This window comes from Paenibacillus sp. Mc5Re-14, assembly GCF_001049835.1.
GTDB classification, from domain to species: domain Bacteria; phylum Bacillota; class Bacilli; order Paenibacillales; family Paenibacillaceae; genus Paenibacillus; species Paenibacillus polymyxa_C.
Genome location: NZ_CVPD01000001.1, coordinates 5,312,713 through 5,339,223, shown reverse-complemented (window position 1 = coordinate 5,339,223; position 26,511 = coordinate 5,312,713). Strand labels below are relative to the sequence as shown.

At 44.4% G+C, this 26,511-nt stretch carries 16 protein-coding genes; 2 read left to right on the top strand and 14 right to left on the bottom strand.

Features of this window, described 5'->3' with window-relative positions:
* Positions 1 to 90: 90 nt before the first annotated feature.
* The 3 genes from BN1546_RS24145 to BN1546_RS24135 are packed head-to-tail and all read right to left on the bottom strand — an operon-like array spanning position 91 to position 12,982.
* Positions 91 to 972 carry a glycosyltransferase family 17 protein gene (locus BN1546_RS24145; RefSeq protein WP_090738986.1) on the bottom strand — a complete coding sequence of 294 codons (882 nt, stop codon included), beginning with the start codon at positions 970 to 972 and terminating at the stop codon, positions 91 to 93.
* Positions 959 to 9,550 carry a non-ribosomal peptide synthetase gene (locus BN1546_RS24140; protein ID WP_090738985.1) on the bottom strand — a complete coding sequence of 2,864 codons (8,592 nt, stop codon included), beginning with the start codon at positions 9,548 to 9,550 and terminating at the stop codon, positions 959 to 961. The genes BN1546_RS24145 and BN1546_RS24140 overlap by 14 nt, the downstream gene beginning before the upstream one ends.
* Positions 9,551 to 12,982, bottom strand: a complete 3,432-nt coding sequence (locus BN1546_RS24135; RefSeq protein ID WP_090738984.1) for a non-ribosomal peptide synthetase — start codon at positions 12,980 to 12,982, stop codon at positions 9,551 to 9,553.
* A gap of 189 nt (positions 12,983 to 13,171) precedes the next feature.
* Here BN1546_RS24135 and glsA point away from each other — a divergent pair, with 189 nt between their 5' ends.
* Entirely contained in the window at positions 13,172 to 14,110 is a 939-nt protein-coding gene (glsA, locus tag BN1546_RS24130; RefSeq protein ID WP_090738983.1) for a glutaminase A, read from the top strand.
* A gap of 68 nt (positions 14,111 to 14,178) precedes the next feature.
* On the opposite strand, the gene BN1546_RS24125 is transcribed toward glsA, so the two are convergent.
* Both BN1546_RS24125 and BN1546_RS24120 read right to left on the bottom strand, forming a co-directional pair.
* Positions 14,179 to 15,045 carry a VOC family protein gene (locus BN1546_RS24125; protein ID WP_090738982.1) on the bottom strand — a complete coding sequence of 289 codons (867 nt, stop codon included), beginning with the start codon at positions 15,043 to 15,045 and terminating at the stop codon, positions 14,179 to 14,181.
* 49 nt (positions 15,046 to 15,094) lie between these two features.
* Entirely contained in the window at positions 15,095 to 15,508 is a 414-nt protein-coding gene (locus BN1546_RS24120) for a DoxX family protein (RefSeq protein ID WP_013371365.1), read from the bottom strand.
* A gap of 268 nt (positions 15,509 to 15,776) precedes the next feature.
* Here BN1546_RS24120 and BN1546_RS24115 point away from each other — a divergent pair, with 268 nt between their 5' ends.
* The gene (locus BN1546_RS24115; protein WP_013371366.1) at positions 15,777 to 16,316 is read left to right on the top strand and encodes a helix-turn-helix domain-containing protein; all 540 of its coding nucleotides are present in this window, start codon (positions 15,777 to 15,779) and stop codon (positions 16,314 to 16,316) included.
* A 111-nt stretch (positions 16,317 to 16,427) separates the two neighbouring features.
* Here the strand turns inward: BN1546_RS24115 and BN1546_RS28050 are convergent, their stop codons facing one another.
* From BN1546_RS28050 to BN1546_RS24075, 9 genes are all read right to left on the bottom strand, one after another.
* Positions 16,428 to 16,841, bottom strand: coding sequence for a hypothetical protein (locus BN1546_RS28050; RefSeq protein WP_013371367.1), 414 nt, complete (start codon positions 16,839 to 16,841; stop codon positions 16,428 to 16,430).
* A 95-nt stretch (positions 16,842 to 16,936) separates the two neighbouring features.
* Positions 16,937 to 17,431, bottom strand: a complete 495-nt coding sequence (locus BN1546_RS28045; RefSeq protein WP_013371368.1) for a copper amine oxidase N-terminal domain-containing protein — start codon at positions 17,429 to 17,431, stop codon at positions 16,937 to 16,939.
* Positions 17,432 to 17,472: 41 nt separating this feature from the next.
* A complete protein-coding gene (locus tag BN1546_RS24105; RefSeq protein WP_013371369.1) occupies positions 17,473 to 18,594 on the bottom strand; it encodes a phosphodiester glycosidase family protein in 1,122 nt (373 codons plus the stop codon).
* A gap of 221 nt (positions 18,595 to 18,815) precedes the next feature.
* Positions 18,816 to 20,282, bottom strand: coding sequence for a potassium/proton antiporter (locus tag BN1546_RS24100; protein ID WP_013371370.1), 1,467 nt, complete (start codon positions 20,280 to 20,282; stop codon positions 18,816 to 18,818).
* Positions 20,283 to 20,483: 201 nt separating this feature from the next.
* The gene (gene fumC, locus BN1546_RS24095; protein WP_013371371.1) at positions 20,484 to 21,872 is read right to left on the bottom strand and encodes a class II fumarate hydratase; all 1,389 of its coding nucleotides are present in this window, start codon (positions 21,870 to 21,872) and stop codon (positions 20,484 to 20,486) included.
* 167 nt (positions 21,873 to 22,039) lie between these two features.
* Complete coding sequence (locus tag BN1546_RS24090) at positions 22,040 to 23,584, bottom strand: 2-isopropylmalate synthase (RefSeq protein WP_013371372.1); 1,545 nt, start codon at positions 23,582 to 23,584, stop codon at positions 22,040 to 22,042.
* Positions 23,585 to 23,683: 99 nt separating this feature from the next.
* The gene (locus tag BN1546_RS24085) at positions 23,684 to 24,394 is read right to left on the bottom strand and encodes a FadR/GntR family transcriptional regulator (protein WP_013371373.1); all 711 of its coding nucleotides are present in this window, start codon (positions 24,392 to 24,394) and stop codon (positions 23,684 to 23,686) included.
* A gap of 153 nt (positions 24,395 to 24,547) precedes the next feature.
* Positions 24,548 to 25,567 carry an aldose 1-epimerase gene (locus BN1546_RS24080; RefSeq protein WP_025678930.1) on the bottom strand — a complete coding sequence of 340 codons (1,020 nt, stop codon included), beginning with the start codon at positions 25,565 to 25,567 and terminating at the stop codon, positions 24,548 to 24,550.
* A 135-nt stretch (positions 25,568 to 25,702) separates the two neighbouring features.
* Positions 25,703 to 26,506, bottom strand: a complete 804-nt coding sequence (locus BN1546_RS24075; RefSeq protein ID WP_090738981.1) for an MBL fold metallo-hydrolase — start codon at positions 26,504 to 26,506, stop codon at positions 25,703 to 25,705.
* Positions 26,507 to 26,511: the final 5 nt, after the last annotated feature.

Genomic DNA, 26,511 nt, shown 5'->3' with positions numbered 1-26,511 from the left:
AACCTTCCGATGAATCAACCTGAACCATCAGAAGGCTTTAAACCAAACTGCCGATCCTGTCGGCAGTTTTTTTATTTGATCTCTTTCACTTTACTTGTACCAAAGATCATCGGTTTCGAGCTCCTGTAGGCTGCTCAAAAACGATTTTGAGTTATCAACATAAAGTTCGGTGTCGATATAGTACAGCTTTTTATCTTGTAAGCATTGATCAATATACTCTGCATTCAAAATACTTTTATCTTCTACATTGGCGGCAAATGCTTGCAGTTTGGGAAGTGCAGTTTTCTGATATTCAAGCCACGAATGATGGAATCCAGCCGGCTCCTCCAGACAATAAATATCATGATACAACGCTTCAGCAATCCCCTTTTTCCTGAGATAATCGGGTGAGAAAGGCATACTTTTGAAGTAGCGTCCGGTCATAGCGAAAACGCGATAGCTCCAATGAGGAGCACCATGATTAGATTGGCAAAAAAGATTAAGGAAAAATACAGAATAGTGCATTTTTATCGTCATAATATGATGTTTCTTCACTTCCGCAACAATACGATCCGCCATCCGGCTGTCAATGATCTCATCGAAATCAGCCAAGATGATCACATCATCATCATCAACCTTTTCCTGCAAAATAAAGGTGCTCCTGTTTCTTTGGCAAGCTTCATTGTGAAACGCACTGTTATGACTGAGCAGACTCCAGTACCAGTGGTCAAAGTGGTCTGCGCCGCAGCGATCCACATCAAAATACAATGAATGCTCTTCAGGTGCGCGAAACAGTTCATCCGCATGAAATGGATGGTGAAAGACCTTTGGACCTATATAATCTGGATTAAAGTTGCAGGGCTTATCCAAATAGCTGAATGTCTTGTTGGCTTCGATTACGTGCAGTTCGTCGATCCAGCTGGCATTTTCTTTTATTTTAATCTCTGCAATGCGATTTTCATTGAAAAAAGGGCAAAATTCATATATTTTCATAATCTGAGGCTCCCTCCATTATCATGCTATATGGTCGAACACCAATGCTTCGATACAGATATTCGGATATAAAGCGTATTAGCTTTGCGATCGTCTGATCCTTATAATGCAGTGAACTATAATAGCAGGTTAAACTTAATCTATCTCGTCTAAGGTCTGCCGTCATATTTAACTTGTAAGCAGAGGGGTTGTCCGCCGCATTCGTGCTTCCGTAAGAAATCGATAAAGGCTCATACAAATCATCAGCTATTCCGTTCATTTCCTCTGATTGGTAATGGAAAAGCATGTGCGTTCCGTCTCTCAGTGGTTTCGTATTTGGATAAACATCCTGTATCATATAACGTAAAATAAAGTAATCCATGCCTTCAGATGGAACATGCTGCAACATGTGTATGACATGTCTCAGTGCCATTTCCCAATTGTCCGACTGATCTCCTGCCGGGATCTGAATACGAAGGGGATATGCTCCAGCAAAAAAACCAATAGTACGATCAATCACAATACCCGGCAAAAAGGACTCACGTTGATAAGACATGACATGCAGCAGCAAATCCGATTGGTTTTTCAATTGAAAACAAGCCTGTGATAATGCCGTTAGTAGGATGCTCAGTGGTGTAGTTTGATGCTTTACAGCCAATGCCTTTAATAGCTGAAGATGCTCTTCTCCTTCAAGTAAATCAAGCGTTATAGTTTTCATGTGGCGATGGAGAGGCTGTGCCTCAGATTCCGTGTCAACCTGCAAAGATTGTCCGCCTTCTACAATCCTGTTCCAAAAAGTGAATGCTTTAGAAAAAGTGTCTTTCGCCGCATATTGCGTCAACGCCATGCACCAATCCCGATAACTGCTTCCCTCCTCCACATGTAGCGCCAGATTACTCCCTTGTTCCGGCAAGAGAAGATGTCTCAAATCCTCTAAAAAAATGTTTATAGAGATTCCGTCAAAAATTAAATGATGGAACAGAAGCAATATCACCTGTTGGCTCTCGTCGTAATAGTGCTCAAACAATACAACCTTCCATAAAGGTCCTTCCTTGATATCGAATTCATGCTGCACTTTCGAGCAGTAGTCCGAAATATAGGCGTCATGTGATCCCGAAACCATGCGCAAATCCACGTAAGAAACCACCTGTTGTACACTTATTTTCTGCTCAAATTGATACCATTCATCATCCTCCAGTTGAGCAAATGACAGCCGTAACGCCGCATGTTTGCTCAATAGTTGTTCAATCGACGTGTTCAGCAATTCTGTAGGAATGTAATTTTTGAGCCGAGCCAGGTAAGGTACATTAAACATGTTGCGATTCACAAGATCTCTTTGGAAAAAACGTTTTTGTACAGCAGACAGTGGAAATCCGTCATACGGGTATGCTTTTCTTATAGACTGAATATACAGGTTATCCATGTCTGGACAGAGGGCAGTCTCTCTATCTGTCATTGCATTGCTCAACGAAAGTGCCAAACGTTCGATCGTCTGTTCGCGAAATATCTGGTTAACCGTAACCGGATATCCGCTTTTTTGCAGCAGGCTGGCTATGCGCAATGCATGGAGTGAATGTCCTCCCAACGTGTGAAAGTCTTCATTCTTGCCAATGTAATCTAGCTTCAGGACCATGCTCCAAACTTCTTCTATGGTTTGCTCCAATTCAGTCCATGGTCCAGCATTTGCTTCTTTATCGCTATGGATTTCAGGTAAAGGAAGCTTTTTGCGATCAATTTTCCCGTTAATCGTTAATGGGAACGATTTTAGCCAAATGTAACGAAACGGTAGCATATATGATGGCAGAACGTCGGCCATAAAAGCATGAAGCTGTTCCTCTCGTTCTTCCTCTTCCGTTGTATAGTAAGCGAACATTCGGAGATCACCATGAACCTCCTGCATAAGGACCAGGCATTCTTTTATCGCAGGATAGCTGCTAAGACGGAACTCGACTTCTCCGAGTTCGATTCGATATCCGCGGAGTTTTACCTGATCATCAACCCGTCCGATATACTCGATATTCCCGTCTGGCAACCATCTCACTCGATCTCCCGTACGATATAATACTAAATTTGTGCCTCTTTCACGATCTTTGGCAGAGCGGTGTGGATTTGGAGTAAACGCATGCTGTGTCAATTGGTTTTGCTGCCAATAACCCCTCGCCACCCCGTCTCCTCCCACGCATAATTCCCCGACTGCTCCGACAGGCTGAACACGGCCCCGTTTGTCCAAAATATAACAAGTTGAATTACTTATGGGCTTACCGATAGGAATATTCTGCTCAAATGGCTTTTCGATCCGGTAGCTCGTCGAAAAAGTGGTGTTCTCCGTAGGACCGTATGCATTGAGAATCGAGAGTTGTGGATAGGCGAGCCGGATACGATTGATATGCTTAACCGACAAAATTTCCCCACCTACGACCAACCATTGGAGTCCAGCAAACAGCTTTTCATTTTCTTCAATCCAGTGATTACACAGGGCAGAACTTAACCATAGGGTATTAATTCTCCACTCCTTTATCCGCTGCTCCAGCACATGGATATTTAAAAGATCGTCTTTGGAAATTACAAACAGCCGGCCACCATTCAGCAACGTCCCCCAAATTTCAAACGTAGAAGCGTCAAAAACAGGCGAACCTGTATAGAGTAATCTGATGTCAGAGGAAAATGGGAAATAACAAGTGTTTTTGACCAAGCGAATGACATTGCGATGTTCCACCATTACGCCTTTCGGTTTTCCCGTCGATCCGGACGTATACATGAGATAAGCAAGGTCATTGGGAGCAACCCTGTTTTCCTTCTTTTCCTGTTGTACAACTCCATTTTGGTCAAAATGTTCTGTATCAATCAATGTTAAACGGATTCCCTTACAAGCTTCCGAGATACGTTTTGTTCCTTCCTGTGAAGTGAGGATAGTGTCCAGTCCAGCATCCTTGATTAATTCTCGGGTTCTTTCTGCCGGAAAATCAGGATCAATAGGAACATAGGCATATCCCGCTTTCATGATCGCCAGGATGGAGACAATGAATTCAAGAGAACGCGGCAAGTAAACTCCAATAAATTTTCCATGACTACTGGCATTAGTATCATCCGCTAACCTGTTGGCAATGTGCTGAGACATGAGGTTTAGGCTGTGGTAGGACATAACCTGATTGTGCGCGATTACTGCTGGCTGTGAAGACCGCAGCTTTGCTTGCTCCTGAAATAAGTCAACAATCGAACGATCTCTGGGATATGCTGTATACGTATTATTCCAGTCATAGACGATTCGATCATATTCATCCTTATTCATGAAGCAAACGTCTCCGACGGTGTGATTCGGATATTCCAGCACATATTGCACCGTATTTTGTAGTTGTTCTGCCAATCGGCTAACCGTTTCTTGCTTCAGTCGATCTGCGTCATATATAAACTTGATGATGATCTGTTCCCCGTCATGAGACACGGTGATCGTCATTGGATAATTCGTTTTCTCTCGTTCCTCCATAGCCGACATCTTCAATTCATTTTCAGGCTGCTGATAGTCGTTCAAATAATTTTCGAATGCCACGATGCTATAAAACATGGCATGTCCTTGAATACCAGACCAGCTCTTCAATTCGTTCAGACTCACATAACTGTGGTCGTTTAGTTTCTGAATGGTTTGGTGCAGCTGTTGTACATACTCCGTGATGGTTTGCTCCACATTCCAGTGCATGACTAAAGGCAGCGTATTAATCAGCATACCTGTGATCCGATCCGCTTGTGCAAGATCCGATCCTCTCCCGGATACCACCATGCCAAAAATGGTTGTATCGGCATCATGATAGACTTGTAGCATTTTTCCCCATGCGAACTGTACCAGTGTATTTAGCGAAACTTGTACTTGCTGTACAAAATCAGCGATCTGCTTGGTTCGTCTTGAATCGATAATAAGCGTTTCGATCTGTTGGTTCTCTATCGGTTGATGTACATCGGGAAGTGTACCTTTCTCTATCGGTGGTCGTGTCGGCTCCGTTACGTCGGCCAAATATGCCCTCCAGAATGTCTCGGCCTCCATGCGATCCTTATTATTTAGCCAACGAATATAAGATTCAAAAGAACGGTTCAAGTTGCGTTGAGGTATCCGATTTTGCAGGCTGCAAGCATAGAGCTCATGTACCCGATTCAGTAGTAGCGGCAGGCTCCAACCGTCCAGCAAAATATGGTGGTAACTCCAAATCATCGTCCATTCGTTCGAAGCAATCTGAATTAAGTTTAGGCGGAACGCAGGCTGAGTTAGATCAAAACGGCGATTACGATCCATTGTCATCCAGCGTTCGATATGCTCTTGTTGCCGCTCTGGTTGCTCTGCTTCAAAATCCAAAAACGTCCATGCCCATTCTGTATTTCGGACAATACATTGTAAGGGCTTGTCCAACGTCTCCCAAATGTAGCAAGTCCGCAAGCTATCATTTTCGGCAATGACGCTGTTCCAGGCTTCCCGGTAACGATCTACCTCTAGCCTGCCATGATATTTCCAACGAACCTGCACGAAATATTGATCGGAGGCGGGATGGTCCAAGTAATGGAACAGTAGTCCTTCCTGTAAGGGACTTAGATACAGCATTTTATCTAGACCATGTTTCAAATGATATGTCTTTACGATCTGATCGAGCGAATGCTGTTCCAGGGACACAGATGGAAAATCACTAGGCGTGAATTCTTCGCGTTCAGCCTGGCTGCAATGCTCGATAATAGCAAGCAGACGTGTTATAAAAGCTTCTAGCAATTGAGTTATAGTTACTTCTTCATAGTGACATTTGCTATATTTCATAAACAGATGCAGCTTGCCATGAACTATGGAACAATTGAGTTCCAATAGGCTTGTTCCATGATTAAGCGGTGAGCTATAATCCTGTGCTGCGTCACGTGTAAACTCTAGCCACTCGTTTGACTCGTTCATATTCCCCTGATCAAATTGGCCCAAGTAATTAAAAAGAGCCTGAGGTTCAGAAGCTGCTAACTCGGAACGGACTTCTTCGTGCGGGTGACAGTATCTCAAAGCACCATATGACATACCACGGTGAGGAATATAGCGCAATTGCTCTTTGACAGATTTAATCGTCGCTCCCAAAGAGCCGCTATCCAGAATCCGAATGCATACCGGAAACATAGAGGTAAACCAACCGATAGTTCTTGTAAGGTCTATATCGGATACAAAATGCTCACGTCCATGACCTTCTAAGCGAAATGCAATCGTTGTCTGTCCAGACCAATCGGAGAGTGCCAAGGACCAAGCTGTAAGCAGCAAATCGTTGATCTCAGTATGGTAAGCCTGGGAGCAATGGTGCAAAAGCAGCTCCGTATCGTCGAAAGTAAGCATCGTAACCAATTCCGACGATGCACTGCTCTTTTTATGAGCCGGGTAATGGTCTACTGGCAGCACAAATGCTGCAGCTTGGTGCTGTACTATTTTCCAATACTCAATATGACTTAACGTATCCTTATGTTCAGAATAACTCATCAATACAGAGTGCCACTTTTTGTATGGATTTAAAACGGGCGGCAGTGCAGTCCCCTGATACAATTGACACAATTCCTGAACCAATATTCTCCAGGAAACTCCATCAATGACCAGATGATGTATAGTCATAAATAAACGAGCTTTACCATCAGGATGACCTTGGATTACTCCTGCATATATCATAGCGCCGGTCTCATAATTCAATTGTCTGTTCCACGCATCACATATGCTTAAAATTTCGGATTCAGTATAATCAATTTGTTGAAGGGTATAGCTAGCCAGTTGGATGGAAGTATCCGTTCGGTAGCGCTGCCAATACACATGTTCCCTGACCACGATCTCCGTCGAAAGCTCTGGATGTAATCGAATCAATTGATTAATGGCAGTTTCCAATCTCACAGGATCAAAATCACGGAGCACAAACAGCTGGGATTGATTGAAATAATGCGGCTCTACAAACTGTTGCTCGAAAAACCACTGCTGAATCGGTGTCAAGCCAAATTCGCCTGTCAAATCAACCATAAGCTCTTCCGTTTGATTACTGTTTGTCCAAGTAACAACAGTAGCTAATTTCTTAATAGTTGGATGCTCTGCCACTAGTCTTGGAGTAAGTATCATACCGTGATCTCTGGCTATAGATACGACCTGAATGGCAAGAATTGAATCTCCCCCAACAGCGTAAAAATGGTCGTTAACTCCGATATCTCCCCTTTTTAAAATCTGTCGCCAAATCCTAAGCAAACGCTTTTCAAGATCATCCTCGTCTGCTTCCACAACTTCATCAGCTTGAAGAAATAAGATGCTCTTCGGATCAGGGAGAGCCACACGGTCGACTTTTCCATTTCTATTTACCGGAAAATACTCCAAATAACAAAAATATGATGGAACCATATAAACTGGTAATACAGCACCCAAGTGCTGCGTCAATTCCGCCTCTTTCAGTTCTTCTAGAGCAGTATAATAAGCTACCAGTTTATGGTATGACCCGTCCTTCCAGGTTTGAACGACACATTGACCGATGTCAGGATGTTGGCGTAGCTGATATTCTATTTCACCCAGTTCGATACGATACCCTCTGATTTTAATCTGTTCATCACTACGCCCTATAAATACCAGTTCTCCATCCGGCGTCCATTTCACAATGTCCCCGGTTTTATATAACCGCTCACTGTGTGACGGATATTCACTGCTGACTGCAATCTCTTTGTGAGCGAATCGTTCTCGAGTCAGTTCCTCACGATTCAAATATCCTCTGGCAAGCCCAATGCCCCCTACCCATAGTTCGCCGGGAACGCCGACAGGCACAGGATTGCCGAATGAGTTCAAGACGAATAAACGTTTGTTATAAACGGGTTTGCCAATCGTAATTTCTTTTCCTGGCTGGCAGACAGAAGTAGCACAAATAATCGTTACTTCGGTCGGCCCGTAAGCGTTCACAAATCGTCTTCCTCTTCCCCAATAGTCGACAATATCAGGTGTACAGGGTTCTCCAGCAGATATAAGTGTACGCAATTTTGGCAATTCTCTATGTTTCATTGTTCGGAGCACCGATGGCGTCAGCATGGCAATGTGGATCTTTTTCTCTGCCAGAATATCTGAAATGTCTGCATAAGGTGGTAGTTCATCGTCTGAAAGGACAACCAAAGTCCCGCCTACTGATAACGTACCGATCCATTCGTAGACCGAAGCGTCGAAACTCATGGAGGCGAATTGCATGACTCTTGAGTCGGACGTAATACCAAACTTTTCAACAAGATAAGGGATCAACGTAACCAAGCCAGCATGTTCAATGAGAGTGCCCTTCGGTTTTCCGGTAGACCCGGATGTGTAGATGACATAAGCCAGATCATTCTGTTTCAGCCCGATCTGCAAATTTTCGTAAGGATAGCAGTCCTGTTGCTCCGAGCATTCATCCACACAAATCAGCGTATGTGGTTTCATACCCAGTTGAGAAATATATGGATTTATTCTAATTACTAATTGACTGTGCGTTATAATCATTTGGACCTGTGCATCTTCTAAAATAAATCGCAACCGCTCTCCAGGATATTGGGGATCGACCGGAAGGTAAGCAGCTCCTGCTTTCATAACTCCGAGCATTGACGGGAGCACATCTGCGCTCCTGTCCATAATGATAGCAATTAGCGTGCCAGTCGGCAGAGAGCCATGTCCTTGCAGCAAATGCGACTCTATAATCATGTGGCTGATTTGATTTGCCCGGTGATTTAACTCATAATAGGTCAGCTTCTGCTCACCAAACTCCAAAGCGATCGCATTGGGTGTTCGATCAGCTTGCTCCTCGATCAATTGAACCACCGTTTTATCCAAAGGATAGGCTTGTTCTGTATCATTCCATTGTTGCATCTGTTCGCGTTCTTCCGTGGTCAGCATGGGGTGAAATAGTATCTTTTTCTGCGGAAAAAGGAGTGCATTTTCCAGCAATGTTTGAAAATGGCCTGCGAAGCTAGGGATTTGTTTTTCTCCAAAACGATTGCCATCATACTGTATCGCGCACTCCAATACATCCGCATCATAATAGTAGCAGAGTGCGATTTCTAGCTGATCTATACTGTATAAGAGAGCCTGTTCTTTCATATTGGAACTTGAAGATAAGAAATTAACACACATCTCTGTGATACCCACATTGAAGAAATCCTTTTCTGCCCCTGATCGAGGATCGATTTTAGTTTGCTGTGAAGAATCCTCTCTCCATTCGCTGCTGGTACGTTGTTTGTTCCAATTCATTTGTACCCTTTGTATCAAAGAGAAAAGATCATCTTCCCTCTGTATATGAATGAGTAGCGGATAATCCAGACGACATTCTTTGGCTTCTTTGTCGGATATCACAGAATATACAACAGGCAAAGCATATTGATTGGCGTAATGGGATACCAGTACGGACCATATGGCTGTTATAAAGGAAGGCATGCCCATTTGATGATCCCGTACAAATCCTATAATCGCTTGGACCTGTCTTGTCTCCAAACGAATGCCGTAAAGCACTTGATTGTGGCCTGCAGGCTGTGAGATATTTCTACTGGAGTGAGAAAATAAAGGCAAATAACGTCGTGGTCTATCAGACCCACTCTGACTAGGTATAGTGGATGACTCTATCACTTATTGTACCTCCCCTATCCGGGATGCTATACCAGCAGCTTGATAAAAAGCGGTCCTGACTTCCTCTACTTCTATCTCGTAACTGCATCGTATAGAAAAGATAAGACCATCCGTGTAGGAAGAAGCAATGCAATTGAACAGTGAATGGATCGGCAGTGGATTCGGTTGCTTTATAACGGTATCATCATAATAATTGCTGTATTTTGAGCCTGCCTTCGTGCTGTTTCCTAAATAGTTAAACATGAATAAATCCAGTTGCTCATACTGCTTCCCCAACTGTGCAAGTGTTCTGGTCCGCTTCCACTTGTCTTCGTAATCAGGGCTTGTAAGAAGATGCATAAAATTGATCGTATGGTATTTTAATAAATCCAGTCTGCTTCTGACAGACTGCATCATTTCATCTGGATTTTGCTTCAGATCCAACAGCATAGGCACAAAATCAATAAATTCACCGGTCGTGTTATAATAAGCTTCCTTGTCGTATCTTCTTCCATCATATAAAAATAACAATGGCAGCTTATCCATACCTAAATATGTTTGCAGGCCCCTTGTATAGACATAAAGCGCCAGCTCTAAAGAAGGATTTGCAGCGGGAATGCATACGTTAAACAGGTAGGCTTCTGTGCTCGTTCGAAGCTTCGGGGCTTGGAAGATGTATTGCTTGCTTTTTTGGAACGCTTCCAAATTAAAAGATGATATTAATTCTGGTTCCGTGATTCCTTTTGGTCCACTTTGGATTTGTCTAACATACTCCACATAGGGCTTCACTTCATCCGTAGGAAGGGAGCGATTTTGAAGTAGACTCCTGTAGCTAGCAATCAGCTGTCGCTCAGCTACTTCCGAGGTCACCCGGTCGCATATCGCATGATGATAAATAGTAATGACATAATGTTCACGCAGGTTCCGTTTCAGCACAAATGTGTGGAATAACATTTGCTCTCCGGCGAATCGTGTATTTGTAACATAATCATTTATCACTTCCATAAGGGGGCCACATGGATTGTAAGCTGACACGTCAACAATGTTAAGTCTTGGCACACTATCACTAGGCAGTACGTATTCCCTCCAATAAGTCCATCCATCTCTTTGGGTCGGAACACTCCTCAGTAACCCTTGACTTTGGACAAAATGATTGTAGGCCTGATTCAAAAAATCATAATTCACACACTCATCCAGCCTAAATACACCTAAACTTGGTGGTGTTTGAAACGAGATTTGCATTTGTTGAATTCCACTTAGCGGATATTCTTGTGCCACTTCCCCTCTTTTAAGAAACTGATCTTTTTTCAAATAATCATCTTCCAATTGCTTGCGTAAACTTTCCACTGGATTCGAATTCATGCTCTTTAAGCCTAGTTGCTGGAAAAATTCCTCTTCATCCATCGTCCAGTATTGATCAGCCATTTCAGCTCTTAGATGCAGTGGTACAATATAGTGTGGCAGTAGCTCTGGAGCTACTTTTCCGTCCATAATCCGCATGATATGGTTAACGTCAGCCACCATGTCGGTGTAAAGCACCTGAATATCTCTAACTTCGTGAATAAAATCCCTTACTTGGTATTTCACCCACTCAAAAACACCATCCGTTTCTTGGTGAAGCCAAGACATCAGCTGATGCCTTGTTTTAATGATGCCCTGCTGCTGTTGGGACCCGATAACACTATTCTGTGTTGAACGAAGGTAATCAGCGAGGGCCCGAATCGTTTTATAGTGATAAATGTCTGTTAAAGTGACGTGATATCCTGCCCACTCCATCCTTGACATTAATGTAAGCGCATGAATAGAATGTCCACCGAGGTCGACAAAGCTATCTAAAACACTGATCTGCTGCAGTCCCAATACATCCTGCCATATATCCATCAGCTTCGTCTCCAGTCCCGGCTCAGGAGGGACATATTCTGCTCCAGCATGCATATTTCCTTGAAGGGCCAACAGTGCCTTGCGATCCAGCTTACCATTCAGTGTCAGTGGCATCTGCTCTAATTGAGTAAAAAAAGAGGGAATCATGTAATTCGGCAGTTTTATAGAGAGAGCAAATTTAATTTCATCTGTTGTCAGTTTTGTGGTCGCTGTAAAGTACGCTTCCAGTTGCTTCTGACCGTCCTCATTTTCGCGGGTAATAACAGCCGCTTGTTGTATATCATTTATTTTTAATAGATGCGACTCTATTTCTCCTGGCTCAATTCGGTACCCCCGTATTTTCACTTGACCGTCGATCCGGCTAATATATTCGATGTTTCCGTCCGCTTGCTCTTGTACCCAATCTCCGGTACGATACAACCTGCCTCCAGGTACCCGTGAAGACTGAATAAACCGCTCTGCTGTCAGCTCTGGACGATTCAAATAACCTTTAACTAATCCATCGCCAGCGATGTACAATTCGCCTGCAACTCCCTGCGGCAGAGGACGCTGCTCTTGATCCAAGACATAAATCTTCGTGTTGCTAATTGGTTTGCCGATCGGCACAGTATTTGCATTTTCGTCCAAATGATCAATCGGATAATACGTAGCAAATACCGTGCTCTCCGTCGGCCCATAGACATGAATTAAACGGCCGGGACCCAGAACAGCGAACGCTTTACGTACATGGCTGACCGACACCTTCTCACCACCGAATAGCAAGGTTTCAATGGTTGCAAAGCAGCCGGGGTCAATATCCACCAATGCATTAAAAAGAGCCGTCGTGACAAAGCATTTTGTAATCTGTTGTGTACGTAGTATATTTGATAGCTCCCGTGCATTCATAGATTGATCCTGTGTGCTCAAAACAAGAGTGCCCCCATTAAGCAAAGCTCCATAAATACCAAATGTAGCACCATCAAACGAAAAACTGGACACTTGCAATATCCGATCTTTTGTCGAGAAATGGATGTAATTTGGCTTTTTAACAACACGTGTAATGTTGTAGTGCATCGTTAAGGTTCCCTTAGGTTCGCCCGTAGAACCGGACGTATACATAATGCATGCTAGCGTATCGGAACCTTGAATAGATGTGAGATTCCGTGTTTCTTTTCCATAATTCCGCTTGTCCATCAAATCCAGAACAAGACTGTCGAGCTCCAATGGGTTGTGGATTGGAAGCCGGGTCAGCAGGAGGGTTGCGCCGGAATCCGTCAGCATATAGCGTATACGTTCCTTGGGATATTGCGGATCAATCGGCACATAGGCTCCCCCGGCTTTTAAAATTCCGAAAATCCCGATAATCATCTCCAATGAGCAGTCAACCATGATCCCGACGGGCTCGTCTTTATCTACACCTTTGGCTCGCAAAACATGTGCAAGCTGATTGGCCTGTTTGTTCAGATCGGCATACGTCAAGTCCTTGTCCCCAAATACAACCGCTACGTGGTCCGGTGTACGCTCAACCTGCTCCTCAAACAATTGATGAATCGTTTTCTCCTGCGGGTAATCCGCTAACATACCGTGTAACATGTTTAAGATCATCTCCTTCTCCTGTCAGCCATAATCCAGATATTACAATAGGTTGGATATTTAACTGGAGAAAAAGAAATGACATCAGAGCTTGTTTTTCGACTGAAAATTTCTTTAAAATAAGTATATAGCTACTTCTTGCTCTACAATAAAATACCACAGATTGGTTACTCGACTGGAGGAAAAGAAATGACATCGGAGTGGCAAAGATTACAGACCAAACTGCCGGAATGGGTAGAACAAAGCCGTCATGAGTATATTCATGGCAAGGTAGCAGCATATATTCCCGAACTGTCCAAAGCCCCGGCCGACGCGCTGGGTATTGTGGTAATGAACGGTGCGGGTAAGACCGTGGTAGCCGGAGATACGGAAATACAATTTACGATGCAGAGCATCTCAAAGGTATTTACGCTCATTCTGGCCTTGATGGATAATGGAGAGGACGTTGTCTTCTCTAAGGTGGGGATGGAGCCTACCGGGGACCGTTTTAATTCCATGCTAAAGCTAGAACTGGTTGAGCCGGGGATACCGTTTAATCCACTGATTAACGCTGGAGCAATTGCTGTCTCCTCTCTGATTCGCGGAAACAGTCCAGAAGAGAGATTTGCCCGTGTCCTTCAATTTTTCCGTCTGCTTACTCATAATGACACATTGGAATATGATCAGGATGTCTACGATTCAGAATCAGCCACAGGCCATTTAAACCGTTCCCTTGCTTATTTTCTAATGGAAAAGGGGATTTTAAGAGGTCATGTGGAGGATGTGCTTGACGTCTATTTCAGACATTGTGCTGTCAAATTGAACTGTACAGATTTAGCACGTATGGGACTCATACTAGCCTACAACGGCCGTGATCCGGTCACAGGTATACCTCTGATTCCCCGTCGTTATGTACAGATCGCCAAAACATTTATGACAACATGCGGTATGTATGACGCCTCTGGTGAATTCGCCATTCAAGTCGGGCTCCCTGCCAAAAGCGGCGTATCTGGCAGTATAATGACGATGGTACCCGGACGATACGGCATCGGGCTAGTGGGTCCTTCATTGAATCGTATGGGCAACAGTACAGCGGGGGTACACTTGCTGGAGACAATGTCACGGGATTTGGATTGGAGCTTGTTTTAGTATAAAAAAAGGGTATTCCCAGCCAGTACGGCTTGTAGGAATACCCTTTTTGTTACGTTCCTGCTATGTTAAATGGTTTGACCATGTACCAATTTGATTTGAATGCGGAACGGGTCAGCCACATACAGGGCCCCATCACGTTCTTGTATCCCATAACCTGCCGCAGTCAAACGAGCAGTAATGGCATCCAATTCTTGTTGGTCTGGAACAATCAGTTCAAAATAATCCAATCCAGTAGCCTGCTCGGGAGCTGGTGGTGCTCCTTCACCTGCCCATATATTCAAGCCCATATGGTGGTGGTAGCCACCCGCAGAAACGAACAGGGCTGAAGATCCGTATCGGCACGTAATGTCAAAGCCAAGCACATCGCAATAAAATTGCTGTGCTGTGCGCAAATTAGATACATGGAAGTGAACGTGCCCAATTACTGTTCCCTGTGGAAGCCCCTTCCAAAGTATATTTTCAGAAATGGCAATCAGGTCTTCTGCATCCACGGGACCTGTTCCCATCATGTAAAATCCATCTGCATCTCTTTTCCATTGATCACGAGGACGATCCGCATAGATTTCAATCCCGTTATTATCGGGATCATGGATGTATAGTGCTTCACTTACATCATGATCTCCCTGTCCGATTTCAATCTCATGAGCTAGCAAATTACGCAAAGACAGGCCAAGAGCTACACGGTTCGGTACGAGAATAGCAAAGTGATACAATCCGGCTGCGGACTGGCGCGGCAGAATAACTGCATTTTCAATATAATTAAGAACCAGTAGCGCATGCTTTCCGTCGACAGTCAATTCAGCCGTATCCGCCGTTTGGCGCAGAAGTTGTAAACCAACGACCTCAGTGTAAAATTGAATAGAACGCTCCAAGTTACTAACTTTTAATGAAACCTGCCCGATTTTAGTGTTGTCATGAATATGTGCTGTCATCAGATTTCCCTCTTTCTACATGGATTGGAGGACTAAGGATGAAACGAAATTATTGTTCTGTTGACCCACGACGACTGAACAAAGAATCCAGAGAGAAGCGAGTTGTCGGTGCAAATACGAGATGAAGAGCTACCAGAATAAAAGCAATATCCAACTCATAGCCAGCTCCTTGACCATTCCCCATCAACCCGCCGGACAATTTGGCCGTGAAAATGGCACCGATCAATACAATAACTAAAAGTCCGGATACATAGCGAGTAAGCAATCCAAGAATTAATGCAATCCCGCCGACCAACTCAATCACCGCAACGACATAACCTAAAAATCCTGGGACGCCAATGCTGGAAAACCAGCCTGCTACATTACCCAACCCCATTTGGAATTTAGCAATTCCGTGTACCAAAAACAAAATTCCGAGCGCCACCCGCATAATTGTAGAAACGTTTCTGCTTGCCGAACTCATGTTATCTCTCCATTCTGTTTGTTTTATTACACTCATACAAGTGTATATGAATAATTAATTTATATTACTAATAATTTAGTTAAAAAAATAATAACGTTCGAATCTATACGGCAACATATATGTGTGAATCAAACTCAATTATTAGTAATAGTAATAATTATTTTGTAATGTGAATTTAGCATAAGAAACTATAGTCTGTCAACAAATTATTTGGTATGATAAATAATAAATTAGTATACATTATATTTCCCAAAAGGAGGAACGCTCAATGGGTATAGGATGCAACATTCGTGCCGCTCGTAAACGTAAAAATTTATCCATCCAGCAAATATGCGAACGAACCGGACTATCTCAAGGGTTTATGAGTCAAGTAGAAAATAATAAAACCTCCCCTTCCATCGCTACATTGGACAGCATCGCTAATGCGCTTAATGTACCTCTCGCTTTTCTGCTTCTTAAAGAAGAGGAACGAATGCAAGTGATTCGCAAGGACGAGCGCCGTAAAACGTTGTATGGAAAAAACAAGCTCCAGGTCGATCATTTGGGAGGGCAGGGTAACGTCAAAATGATGCTCGTTGAAATGCCGCCAGGCTCATCTACAGAAGAAGAGCATGCTCATGCAGGAGATGAGATTCATTTTATTTTGGAGGGCACAGTATACGTGGAGCAGGGTGAGGATTCAGCTACTCTGGAAGCAGGAGATTCCTTTAGCTGGAGAGCGGCCATTCCCCACTATGCCAAAAATGTAGGAGAAAACAACGCTCGTATTCTGATCTCCGTATTCCTCGAAGCAGAAAATGATGCCTAATCAAGATTTGAGCACATCACAATATCAATTCCCCATATCATTGCAAAAAGCGTGTACCTGGAAGTTAAATTAACTTCAACGATACACGCTTTTTTGTAGTAGCTGTTTAACTTATTCCATCGCTTGCTGAGTATCTGTACGCGATTCCCACGGAAGCTTGAAGGTTTTCATGATCTTTTTGGCATTGGCTGAGAGTACGGTTACCGGATCACCAGTCATTCCCAGCAGTTCTTCTTTTTTATCTATAGTAACACGCCCATAAAAAGTAGTGCTGCTGTCTCCCCATCCTGTAGTATACTCATAGATCAGCGGTTTATTAAATTTCGGATAGGTTCCCCACTGATTTTTGGCCTTGTTTTCCAAGAAAAGGTCCAGCGGATCGTATTCCATCGTAAATGTTTTATCAAAGGGAGCTCCCACATACCCTTGATAGGTGACCATCGGAAAATCGTCCTTCACTTCAACCAGACTCAGCACATCCCCGTCCACTGTAAAATACCGTAATGCTTCACCTTGAGGAAACATGTAGACACTAGACAAAAGCTCAGTGTTGGGACGGTGAACTTCTATATAAGGATGAACAGAACGTGTTTCTAAGTGGATTAACGCTTCGCGTGCTGCTACGAGATCCCCTCATACAATTGTTCTTTTAGTTTACCGTGAATCGGTGGCTCGATCTGAATCTGTGTGTTTGTCTTCTCCAACGTATAACCTAATTCAAGCGACACATCTCTAAGAGGTACATATACATCTTTACCTACAACCTTAAAGGTCAGCTGCTGCTGGTTCTTACGTAATTGCTCTTTAAGAATTAAGGGTTCTGCCCACTTTTGCAGCGTAATCTGCTTTTGTTTAGCGTCCCAATGGTAGCTTGCACCCACAGCTTCAGCGTATGGTTTGAGAGGTACCATCAGCTTACCGTCGATCAATAGCGGTTTGATTTTGTTGTTTAAGGGCTGACCGGCTATAACAATATCGGTTAGCTGTGTTGCTTGAGGTGCTGTGCTTTCCTGTTTAGCCGCTTCAGCGTCTCCTTGGTGTATTGTTGTCAAGAGTAATGGTAGCATCAGCAAGGCGACAAACAATCGCTGAAATCCTGTTCGATCTAGCTTCATTATTAGTCTCCGTTCACTGAATAGACTTGTTCATTCCCGCTCTATCTCTTTTTGGCTGCATCAATGTCTCCAGGTCTCATCCCTGCCCATATGTTCGGGATACTGACGGTCTCTGGATGCTCAAATACGAGAAACGCAGTCGGCAAATACCGTTCACCGTATTCAGAGGAAGGCTTGTTGACAATGGTGTTGTCCTTGACGAGCACGGTTGACGAACCTCCATCCAGATTAGCACCGATAACCGCTCCATGTTTAAGTAAAATATTTTGCATATCATACAAGTTGGCACCGATGCTGTACCCAGGCTGGCGACCGTCGACGGTTACAAAAATAATTGCCCCGTCTGCTCTCTGCCCCATTGCAGTTCGGGGAGCAATTCCCCATCCCTCGCTTGCATTGCGAATCAGACCTTTTCCATTCACGATTAGGCGTGGCTGAAAGGTAACCGCTTCTTGCACATTCATTTTGGACAACTCGGACAACGAATAGTGGCCGGCTATCATTTTTCCCTGTTTATCAATACCTACGATTTGAACAGAGGCATTTTTACCCATATCGTTGTAGTATATCTGACCCTGAGAAATGACAACACCAATCGGTTTAAAGCCATTCCCGTTCCAGTTGGGATCAGCGAATCCACCGCCATTCACCCCAGCAACAGCCCCCAAACGCTCGACCATGCTAGATACATGTTCTCCCCGGCCGACTTTAGCAGGAACCCCGAGCCTAATTTTAGTGGGGTCATGCACCGTCATAACATAGCCATGATAGTTACGACCTGACACCTCTTCCACTTCAACCAATGGCGTTTGTTGTACTTTAGTAGGTATCAGATCAGGCAAGTTGATTGTATGTCTATCCTTCTCTTCACCCATCTCTTCGAACCGGGCCGAATATTCAGCCACTCGTTGCTTCGCCTCTGCTTCGCCGATAAAATATTTCGCCCAGTGACGATGCTGAGTCGTAATCAGCGTGTCTGCAGCCAAATAGCGCATGTCCTTGCCAGAAGGGGTTAAAAACAACCATGCACCACCTCCAATTCCCGCTAACAGGAATACAATAAAAAGTCGCAGCATAAAGCGACCAAATTTTCCTTTCCGTTTCTTTTTCTTATTTTTCTGCCTGCGAGCTGCTGCACGCTGTGGCAAGACTTCCGGTTTCATTCATCATCTCTCCTGTTTGGTGACTTCTATCGTATTTCATCACTATTGCCCATCAAATGATCAGTAACGATAGGCTGCGACATCTAACGACAATATCATAAACTAATTTTGTAGAATGATAGTGTCAATTTTTTAACAGATTCATCCACTCTGAAAAAGAATACAGCAAAAAGCCCTTCACATAAATGTGAAGGGTTGTAACTATAGGGGGGATATCCGATTTACGGAGCAGCCTCCGGTTCGAGCAGCATGAACAGCTCTTTCATCTGCTGTCGCTTGAGTTTGGGACTAAGCACATACAAAGTATCGCCCGGTTCAATCACGGTCGTGCCTCTCGGGGCAATAATTTGCTCGTCCCGAATAATGGCTGTAAATAAGATATCTTCAGGCAGCTGTATATCCTGAATCGCCTTGCCCGCTATCGACATCCCCTTTTGTACCTGAATGTGGTTGATTTCCGAAGTGGTTTTTCCCAGAGAAACTAATTCCAGCAGTGAAGGAGACGATGTCTCGTTAGGGTCCATCAAGCCAAGCTTCACCGCTAGCCACGAGATTGTAGTACCTTGGATAATCGCAGAAGTGAGCACGACGAAAAATACAACATTAAAAAATAAAGGTCCTACATCCATTTCATCCAGTAATGGATAAGTTGCTAGTACAATGGGTACCGCCCCCCGCAATCCTGCCCAGGATAACAGTGTCTTCTCGCGTACAGAGTACCTGGAAAAAAGCAAGCTTAGGAACACGCCTATTGGACGAGCCACGAGCATGAGGATGAAGGAAAGCGCCAAGCTTTGCCACGCGATACCCAGCAATTGATCGGGAAAGACCAACAAGCCGAGCAGGACAAACATCATAATCTGCACCATCCAGGCGAAGCCATTGTTAAAATGAATAATGGATCGCTTGTAGGTTAAGTCGGAATTTCCCAATACAATGGCCATGACATAAACCGCCAGCAATCCGCTCGCCTCCAGTAACGATGCCGCCGCATACGTCAATACCGCAAATGCCAATGCCATCACAGGATACAAACCGGATGAATCAAAATTCATTTTATTAATCGCATATACACCTAAGCGTCCGAGTACAAAACCAACGGCTAAACCAAAACCCATTTCCCATAAAAACAACAAGATATGTATCCAAATGGATTGTTCAGGGTGATGTATCAGCTCAATCAATGTTACTGTGAGAAATACAGCCATCGGGTCATTGCTGCCGGATTCCGCTTCAAGCGTCGAGGTAATTCGCTTTTTGATGTTTTTACCTCCTAAAACGGAAAACACTGCTGCCGCATCCGTCGAACCAACAATAGCGCCAAACAGCATGGATTCCATCCAGCTCACGCCTAAAATAAACTTGGCGCAGACGCCAATGACTACAGTCGTAATGATGACTCCTAACGTTGATAATGACAACGCAGGTCGAATTACTGGCTTAACATCTGCAAACTTTGTCTGCATCCCGCCTTCAAACAAGATTACAATGAGCGCAAGAATGCCCACCAGCTGTGTGATAAAGGCATTATCAAAATAAATAAACTGACTGAGCACCATGCCTACGGCAATAAACAAAACAAGCGCAGGCATACCGAAACGGCTGGAAAATTTGGTAGTCAGCACACCGACCAGCAGCAAGCCGGACAGCAAAAGCACAATCAAATTAATCACGGTTGTCTGTTCCATACGGCTTCTCCTATCTTGAAAATAAATGTTCATTTTTTCGCCTTCTAACTATATACCCTCAAATCACATAGAATACTAATCTTAAGTAAAAAAAATTATAGGAGAAAATTAAAAAATCCAGCTCATGGTCTGTGCTAAATCGGCACTCCATAAGCTGGTCTGTAATTTTTATAGGTGTTAAGCTGCGACAAATGTTGTGCTTTAGGCTTTAGGATGAATCATATGCGCTGGTACAACATATTGGTCAAACTGCTCTTCAGTCAGCAGTCCGCTACGGAGTGCCGCTTCCTTTAGAGACAGTCCTTCCGCATGTGCAAGTTTGGCGATTTTAGCGGCATTTTCATAGCCGATATGTGGATTCAATGCTGTCACCAACATCAGTGAATTATTCAAATTGTGCTCAATCTTAGCGAGATCAGGCTCGATGCCGACGGCACAGTTGTCATTAAAAGCAATGATGGAATCAGCCAGCAGATGAACTGATTGCAAAAAATTGTATATGATTACTGGCTTAAACACATTCAGTTCGAAATTTCCTTGACTTGCTGCAAAGCCGATGGCTGCATCATTACCCATGACTTGCGTAACGACCATCGTTAGTGCTTCACTCTGGGTCGGATTTACCTTACCAGGCATAATGGAGCTACCTGGCTCGTTAGCAGGAATCGTGATTTCGCCCAAGCCGCTCCGTGGACCACTAGCCAACCAGCGAACATCATTGGCGATTTTCATCAAATCTGCAGCTAACGCTTTGATTGCTCCATGTACAGCCACCACTTCATCGTGACTGGTCAGTGCATGAAATTTATTAGGTGCAGAAGTGAACGTTTTACCAGTGAAGCCGGATATTTCCGCAGAGGTTCGGGAACCAAACTCTGGATGAGCATTAATTCCTGTACCCACTGCTGTTCCGCCAATCGCCAGCTCCTTCATATATTGAACCGTATCGACGATCATTCGTTTGCTTTTATCCAGCATGGCATACCAGCCGCTGATTTCCTGACCCAGTGTTAGTGGTGTCGCATCCTGTAAATGGGTTCGGCCAATTTTGATGATATCCTTGAATTGTTCTGACTTCTGTTGAAAAGTCTCTTTCAGCTTATCAATGGCAGGCAACAAACGGTCCTCGACGGCAATAACACCTGCTACATGAAGGGCTGTAGGAAACGTATCATTTGAGCTTTGTGACATATTCACATCGTCATTCGGATGCAGCTTCGCATCTTTTCCCTGTTCTTGAAGCCATTGGCTTCCCAGATGAGCAATCACTTCATTGACATTCATATTGGACTGCGTTCCGCTCCCTGTCTGCCATACAACCAACGGGAAATGGTCATCGACTCGTCCAGCTAAAATTTCGTCCGCTGCATAAATAATGGCGTCCTGCTTTTCCTGAGATAGCTTACCCAACTTATAATTGCTGATCGCCGCACTCTTTTTGAGCACCGCGAACGCCTGAATGACCTCTAATGGCATTTTCTCCGAACCAATCGGGAAATTTTCCTTACTGCGCTGTGTTTGCGCTCCCCACAAACGGTCTGCCGGTACTTTGATTTCGCCCAACGTATCCTTTTCAATGCGGTATTTCAACTCATTTCCTCCTCTTGGCCTATGTAATTCAGACAAAATATGGTGATCTTCTTTGCCTATTATACATTAAATTTCAGATGTTATCATATATTTTGCAAGCGCTTTTTTTACAATAGGGTCAGAGGAGAGACAGAAGAAAAATTCAGCTATGAGCTTGATTACCAGCCTCAGCTAATCGTGATGTTGCTTTTGGCATGAACTTCTTTTCTGCCCAGTAGCTTGTTTAACGCGTCAATATAAGCTTTAGCGCTAGCTTCCAAAATATCTGTACTTGTACCTCTTCCCAGTGCTGTGTATTCACCTTGCCTCAAAATAGCGTGGACTTCCCCCAACGCATCTTTGCCGTACGTTACAGACTGGATGGAGTAATCCTCCAATTCCACCACTTCCCCACTGGCCTTGTCTATCGCATTGAAAATCGCATCTACAGAACCATTACCCATCGCTACTTCATCAATCGATGTACCATCTTGCTTATTCAGCCGTATGGAGGCGACTGGGACCGACTGATTACCATAGGAAACCTGAATGGAACTTAGCGTGTAAATTTGAGGCGAGGCATTGCGGCTTTCATCCATCAAGACGAGTAAATCTTCATCCAGCACCTGTTTTTTCTTATCCGCCAAGGCTTTGAATTTGCGGAACGCATCCTGAAGCTGTTCCTCTGTCAAAACATCAAAGCCCATGTCCGCCAGCTTTTCCTTAAACGCATGACGTCCCGAATGCTTGCCTAATACAAGTTTACTCGTCTTCAGACCAATGCGCTCAGGGGACACGATCTCATACGTTGTACGCTCCTTCAGCATTCCGTCCTGGTGGATACCGGACTCATGTGCAAATGCATTGGCCCCCACAATAGCCTTGTTTCCTGGTACCGACATCCCCGTACGTTTGCTTACCAGTCGACTGGTGGCATACAGCTCCTTCAAAATCAGACTCGTTTGTGCACCATAGAGATCGGTTCTCGTATCAAGGGCCAATGCGACCTCCTCGATAGGTGTATTTCCGGCTCGCTCACCGATGCCATTAATGGTACCTTCAAATTGATCTACACCGTTACGGATAGCTGCCAGCGTATTGGCTGTTGCCATGCCAAGATCATCATGACAGTGTGTGCTAAGCTGTATTTTTTCGATACCTGGTACTTGTTGTTTTACGATTCTAAACATTTCTCCAAATTGATCTGGCGAGGCATATCCCACCGTATCCGGCAAATTGACGACTGTCGCCCCAGCGCGAATTGCCATATCTACAACTTCACAAATAAAGTCCAACTCGGTACGACTGGCATCCTCTGCCGAAAATTCTATCTTGCTAAAATACTTGCGTCCATAACGAATGGCAGCGGCAGCGGTCTCTAATACCTTCGCTTTATCCATTCGCAGCTTATGCTGGCGATGAATAGGTGAGGTAGCTAGGAACAAGTGAAGACAAGCGTCCTCCGCGCCCCGTAGAGCTTCTCTGACCGCATCTATATCCTGCTCTTTCGAGCGTGCAAAACCAACCAGTGTTGCTTGGGTGACCTGTTTGGCAATTTTCTGCATGCTGACGATCTCACCAGGTGAGGTTGCCGGAAAGCCAGTCTCAATCCGATCTACGCCTAATTTTTGAAGCTGAAGAGCTATTTCCACCTTTTCTGTGCTGGTTAAGCTAACTCCTGGTGATTGTTCTCCATCTCTTAACGTTGTGTCCAACACCCATATTTTTCGCATACAGATACCACCTTTGGTTTGATTTTAGGAGATGCTCAAAGTAGAAGGTTTAAACATCATTTTATTCATCTGATCATCTGATGTTTAAGATTAAAAAAATTAAGAACTTCCCATATGCTTTTGCAGCTCCAGCTTGGTGCCGTCCAAATGCTGAATACTATACAGTTCTGCAGCTTTGCCATCCTGCTCCAAGATCGCTTCATAAATTTTTTCATGTTGAAGTGTAAAATGATTTTGCATTGCTGGATCGGTAATCAGATTGCTCAGCGCCTTGCGAATAGCCTCTACAAAGCTGCGGTAGACGTCCGTAAGCACCTTATTGCCTGTAGCTGCTGCAACAGCCAAGTGAAAAGTGATATCCGCATCCAAGTACCCATTCATATCTCCAGCGGCCAATGTCGCAGCTCGACGGTCCAGCGCCTCCCGCATCAAGCGTAAATCTTGGTCATTACGACGTAACGCAGCTAATCTGGCAATCTCCAGTTCCAGAACGCTCCGCACTTCATAAACTTCAATAATTTCAGCGCGACTTAGTCGGTAATCCAATGGTTCTTGAGAAGTCGTTGGTTGGCAGACAAAGGTTCCGTGTCCTTGCTTTTTCTCTAATAGACCGGCATGCACCAGTACGCTAACCGCCTCACGAACTGTAGATCGCCCGACTCCAAATAGCTTCATAAGCTCGGGTTCCGTTGGAATCCTAGTGCCCACATTCCATTCACCAGCAGCAATTTTTCGTTGCAGCTGCTCAGCCACTTCATCGGCAATTTGCTTGCGTTTGACGGCTTGAAAAGGCACCATTTCATAATTCATCTGATCATCTCCTGTTTCGTATCATACTATGACACATTGCTTTTCTGCAACCTATTTCACCTTCCTTCCCCATTATCTTTTATATAAGACCTTACCAACCGAAAAAGCTTGCACCGTTCATCACGATGCAAGCTTATGAGGATAGAGAACATATTAAGATTTCGTTTTATTCGGAGTAACACAATACAGACGGCTGGTTGTTTCAAAAATATGCCCCGGAGCCAGTGCAATTAACCCGATGTCTTCCGCAGGCAAGTCTGGTCGATTCGGCGCATTGATCATGTTCATTTGCGGTTCAGGACAGATAAATTCCTTGTTCGCTTTGTTGTTCCAGATCATCCAATGCTTATAAGCAGTGCCTACATCGTATACAAGGGTAGCACCTGTCTTACTGTGTGTGAGTTCCATGTAGTTACGTCCATTTTGCGGAGCCGCCGTATAATGATTATCCATAGAGGCAAAATAAGGGCTAACTCCTGTTGTCTTCATCAATTCCTCTTCCGGGGATAACGGTTGGAACTGCCCAGTGGCCAACAATCGATCTGTCAGCTCACGCCGCTCACCGATCGTAACCTTAATCTTGTAATCCTCAGGCGAGCTATCAGGTACAAACGGTACCCGAATGGCTGTGTGAAAGGCAAACAAGTTGGGAATCGGCTGATCCCCCTCGTTATGAATCACATAACGCTGATGCAGGCCGAATTCGTCCAGGCTGTACGTCAGCTTCATTGTAAAGGTGAAGGGTAAATAACGGAACATAGGATGCCCTTCCCTTACATGCTGATTCATTACTACATAACTACCTTGCTCCCCGGAACCGTAGTCCTCAACCTCCCACCGAACGGTGTGTAAAAAGCCGTGCAAATGGTTATGGGTAGCCTCTTCATTAATTGGCAGCTCATATGTAACACCATTCCACAGGAATTTTCCATCCTCATACCGATTCGGAGGGAACAAAAAAGGAATTCCGTAAACGGATGGGCTTTGCTTAAAAGCCTCTATGCTCTCAGCATCCGGCTCACGTAGAAAAGAATATCCCGTCTCATTGTCACGAAAAGAAATCAGATTTGCGCCGTTTCCTGGCAGGGCAACCGCTTCATATCGTCCAAATTTAAGACGAATCGCCGGTATTCCATAATAAAGATCACCAATTGCAGTATGCTGTTGTGTCATCAAAAATCCTCCTTGATGAAATGACGATGTTTAATGAAAGCGTTTAGCTTTTGGCTTGACTATACCATGTCCAGCAAAAAAATTCCACGTCAACACAAAAAACGATGCCCCGCAAGGCATCGTCCTTCACACATATTACACATAGCGTCCCTGTTTGGGTACTGCCATGTGTTCAAAATTCCCAGCCAGCCGTTCCAACTGATCGGTCAGCTCGGTACCTTGCATGAAATGTCCATGCCCTGTAACTGCAATTGCGGGCTTTAAACCAGCTAACATTTTCACTGACCGCTGTGCAGCTTGCCAATCTGTTGTAAAATATGCAGGCGGTCCGTGGATTTCTTTTTCCTGTAAAAGCACAGCCAATGCCGATTCCTGCTTTACCGTGATAAAAGCGTCACCAGCCACCATTAAGCGTCTCTGCTCATGAAAAAGCGATACATGACCAGGTGTATGTCCTGGTGTATGCAGCCACTTCCAACCAGGGGCGCCGGGGATACTGCCATCTCTGGGCAAGGAGGTGATGCGATCATCGAGATCTATAGCATCATTGGGGTACAAAAAGGAAATTCCCGACATCAAACCTCCCCCCACACTAGGGTCAGGTTTTTGATAATCTTTCATTCCCGTCAAATAAGGTAGTTCCAAAGGGTGTGCATAGACAGGCGTACCCCAATGCTGTACCAACTCAATAACCGAACCTACGTGGTCAAAATGACCGTGAGTAAGCACAATAGCAACCGGAGGACCCGTAAACCGTTCCTCAGCCAGGCGTATAATCGAGTCTGTGAATCCTGCCATCCCCGTATCCACCAGCACCCAGGATCGGCTTCCCGGCTCTCCGATAAAACACACATTTACAAACAGCGTCCGTAAGCTCAGGAGATCGGGAGCAGCCTCTTCATTTGCCGTCATTCCTTCGGTGAACAGATGATTTGCCAAAGCTT

Excerpts from the sequence above, each read along its gene's own strand:
- BN1546_RS24145 (WP_090738986.1), bottom strand. The coding sequence starts at position 972 with ATGAAAATATATGAATTTTGCCCTTTTTTCAATGAAAATCGCATTGCA.
- BN1546_RS24135 (WP_090738984.1), bottom strand. The coding sequence starts at position 12,982 with ATGTTACACGGTATGTTAGCGGATTACCCGCAGGAGAAAACGATTCAT.
- glsA (WP_090738983.1), top strand. The coding sequence starts at position 13,172 with ATGACATCGGAGTGGCAAAGATTACAGACCAAACTGCCGGAATGGGTA.
- BN1546_RS24125 (WP_090738982.1), bottom strand. The coding sequence starts at position 15,045 with ATGACAGCACATATTCATGACAACACTAAAATCGGGCAGGTTTCATTA.
- BN1546_RS24120 (WP_013371365.1), bottom strand. The coding sequence starts at position 15,508 with ATGAGTTCGGCAAGCAGAAACGTTTCTACAATTATGCGGGTGGCGCTC.
- BN1546_RS24115 (WP_013371366.1), top strand. The coding sequence starts at position 15,777 with ATGGGTATAGGATGCAACATTCGTGCCGCTCGTAAACGTAAAAATTTA.
- BN1546_RS28050 (WP_013371367.1), bottom strand. The coding sequence starts at position 16,841 with ATGTTTCCTCAAGGTGAAGCATTACGGTATTTTACAGTGGACGGGGAT.
- BN1546_RS28045 (WP_013371368.1), bottom strand. The coding sequence starts at position 17,431 with ATGAAGCTAGATCGAACAGGATTTCAGCGATTGTTTGTCGCCTTGCTG.
- BN1546_RS24105 (WP_013371369.1), bottom strand. The coding sequence starts at position 18,594 with ATGAAACCGGAAGTCTTGCCACAGCGTGCAGCAGCTCGCAGGCAGAAA.
- BN1546_RS24100 (WP_013371370.1), bottom strand. The coding sequence starts at position 20,282 with ATGGAACAGACAACCGTGATTAATTTGATTGTGCTTTTGCTGTCCGGC.
- BN1546_RS24090 (WP_013371372.1), bottom strand. The coding sequence starts at position 23,584 with ATGCGAAAAATATGGGTGTTGGACACAACGTTAAGAGATGGAGAACAA.
- BN1546_RS24085 (WP_013371373.1), bottom strand. The coding sequence starts at position 24,394 with ATGAATTATGAAATGGTGCCTTTTCAAGCCGTCAAACGCAAGCAAATT.
- BN1546_RS24080 (WP_025678930.1), bottom strand. The coding sequence starts at position 25,567 with ATGACACAACAGCATACTGCAATTGGTGATCTTTATTATGGAATACCG.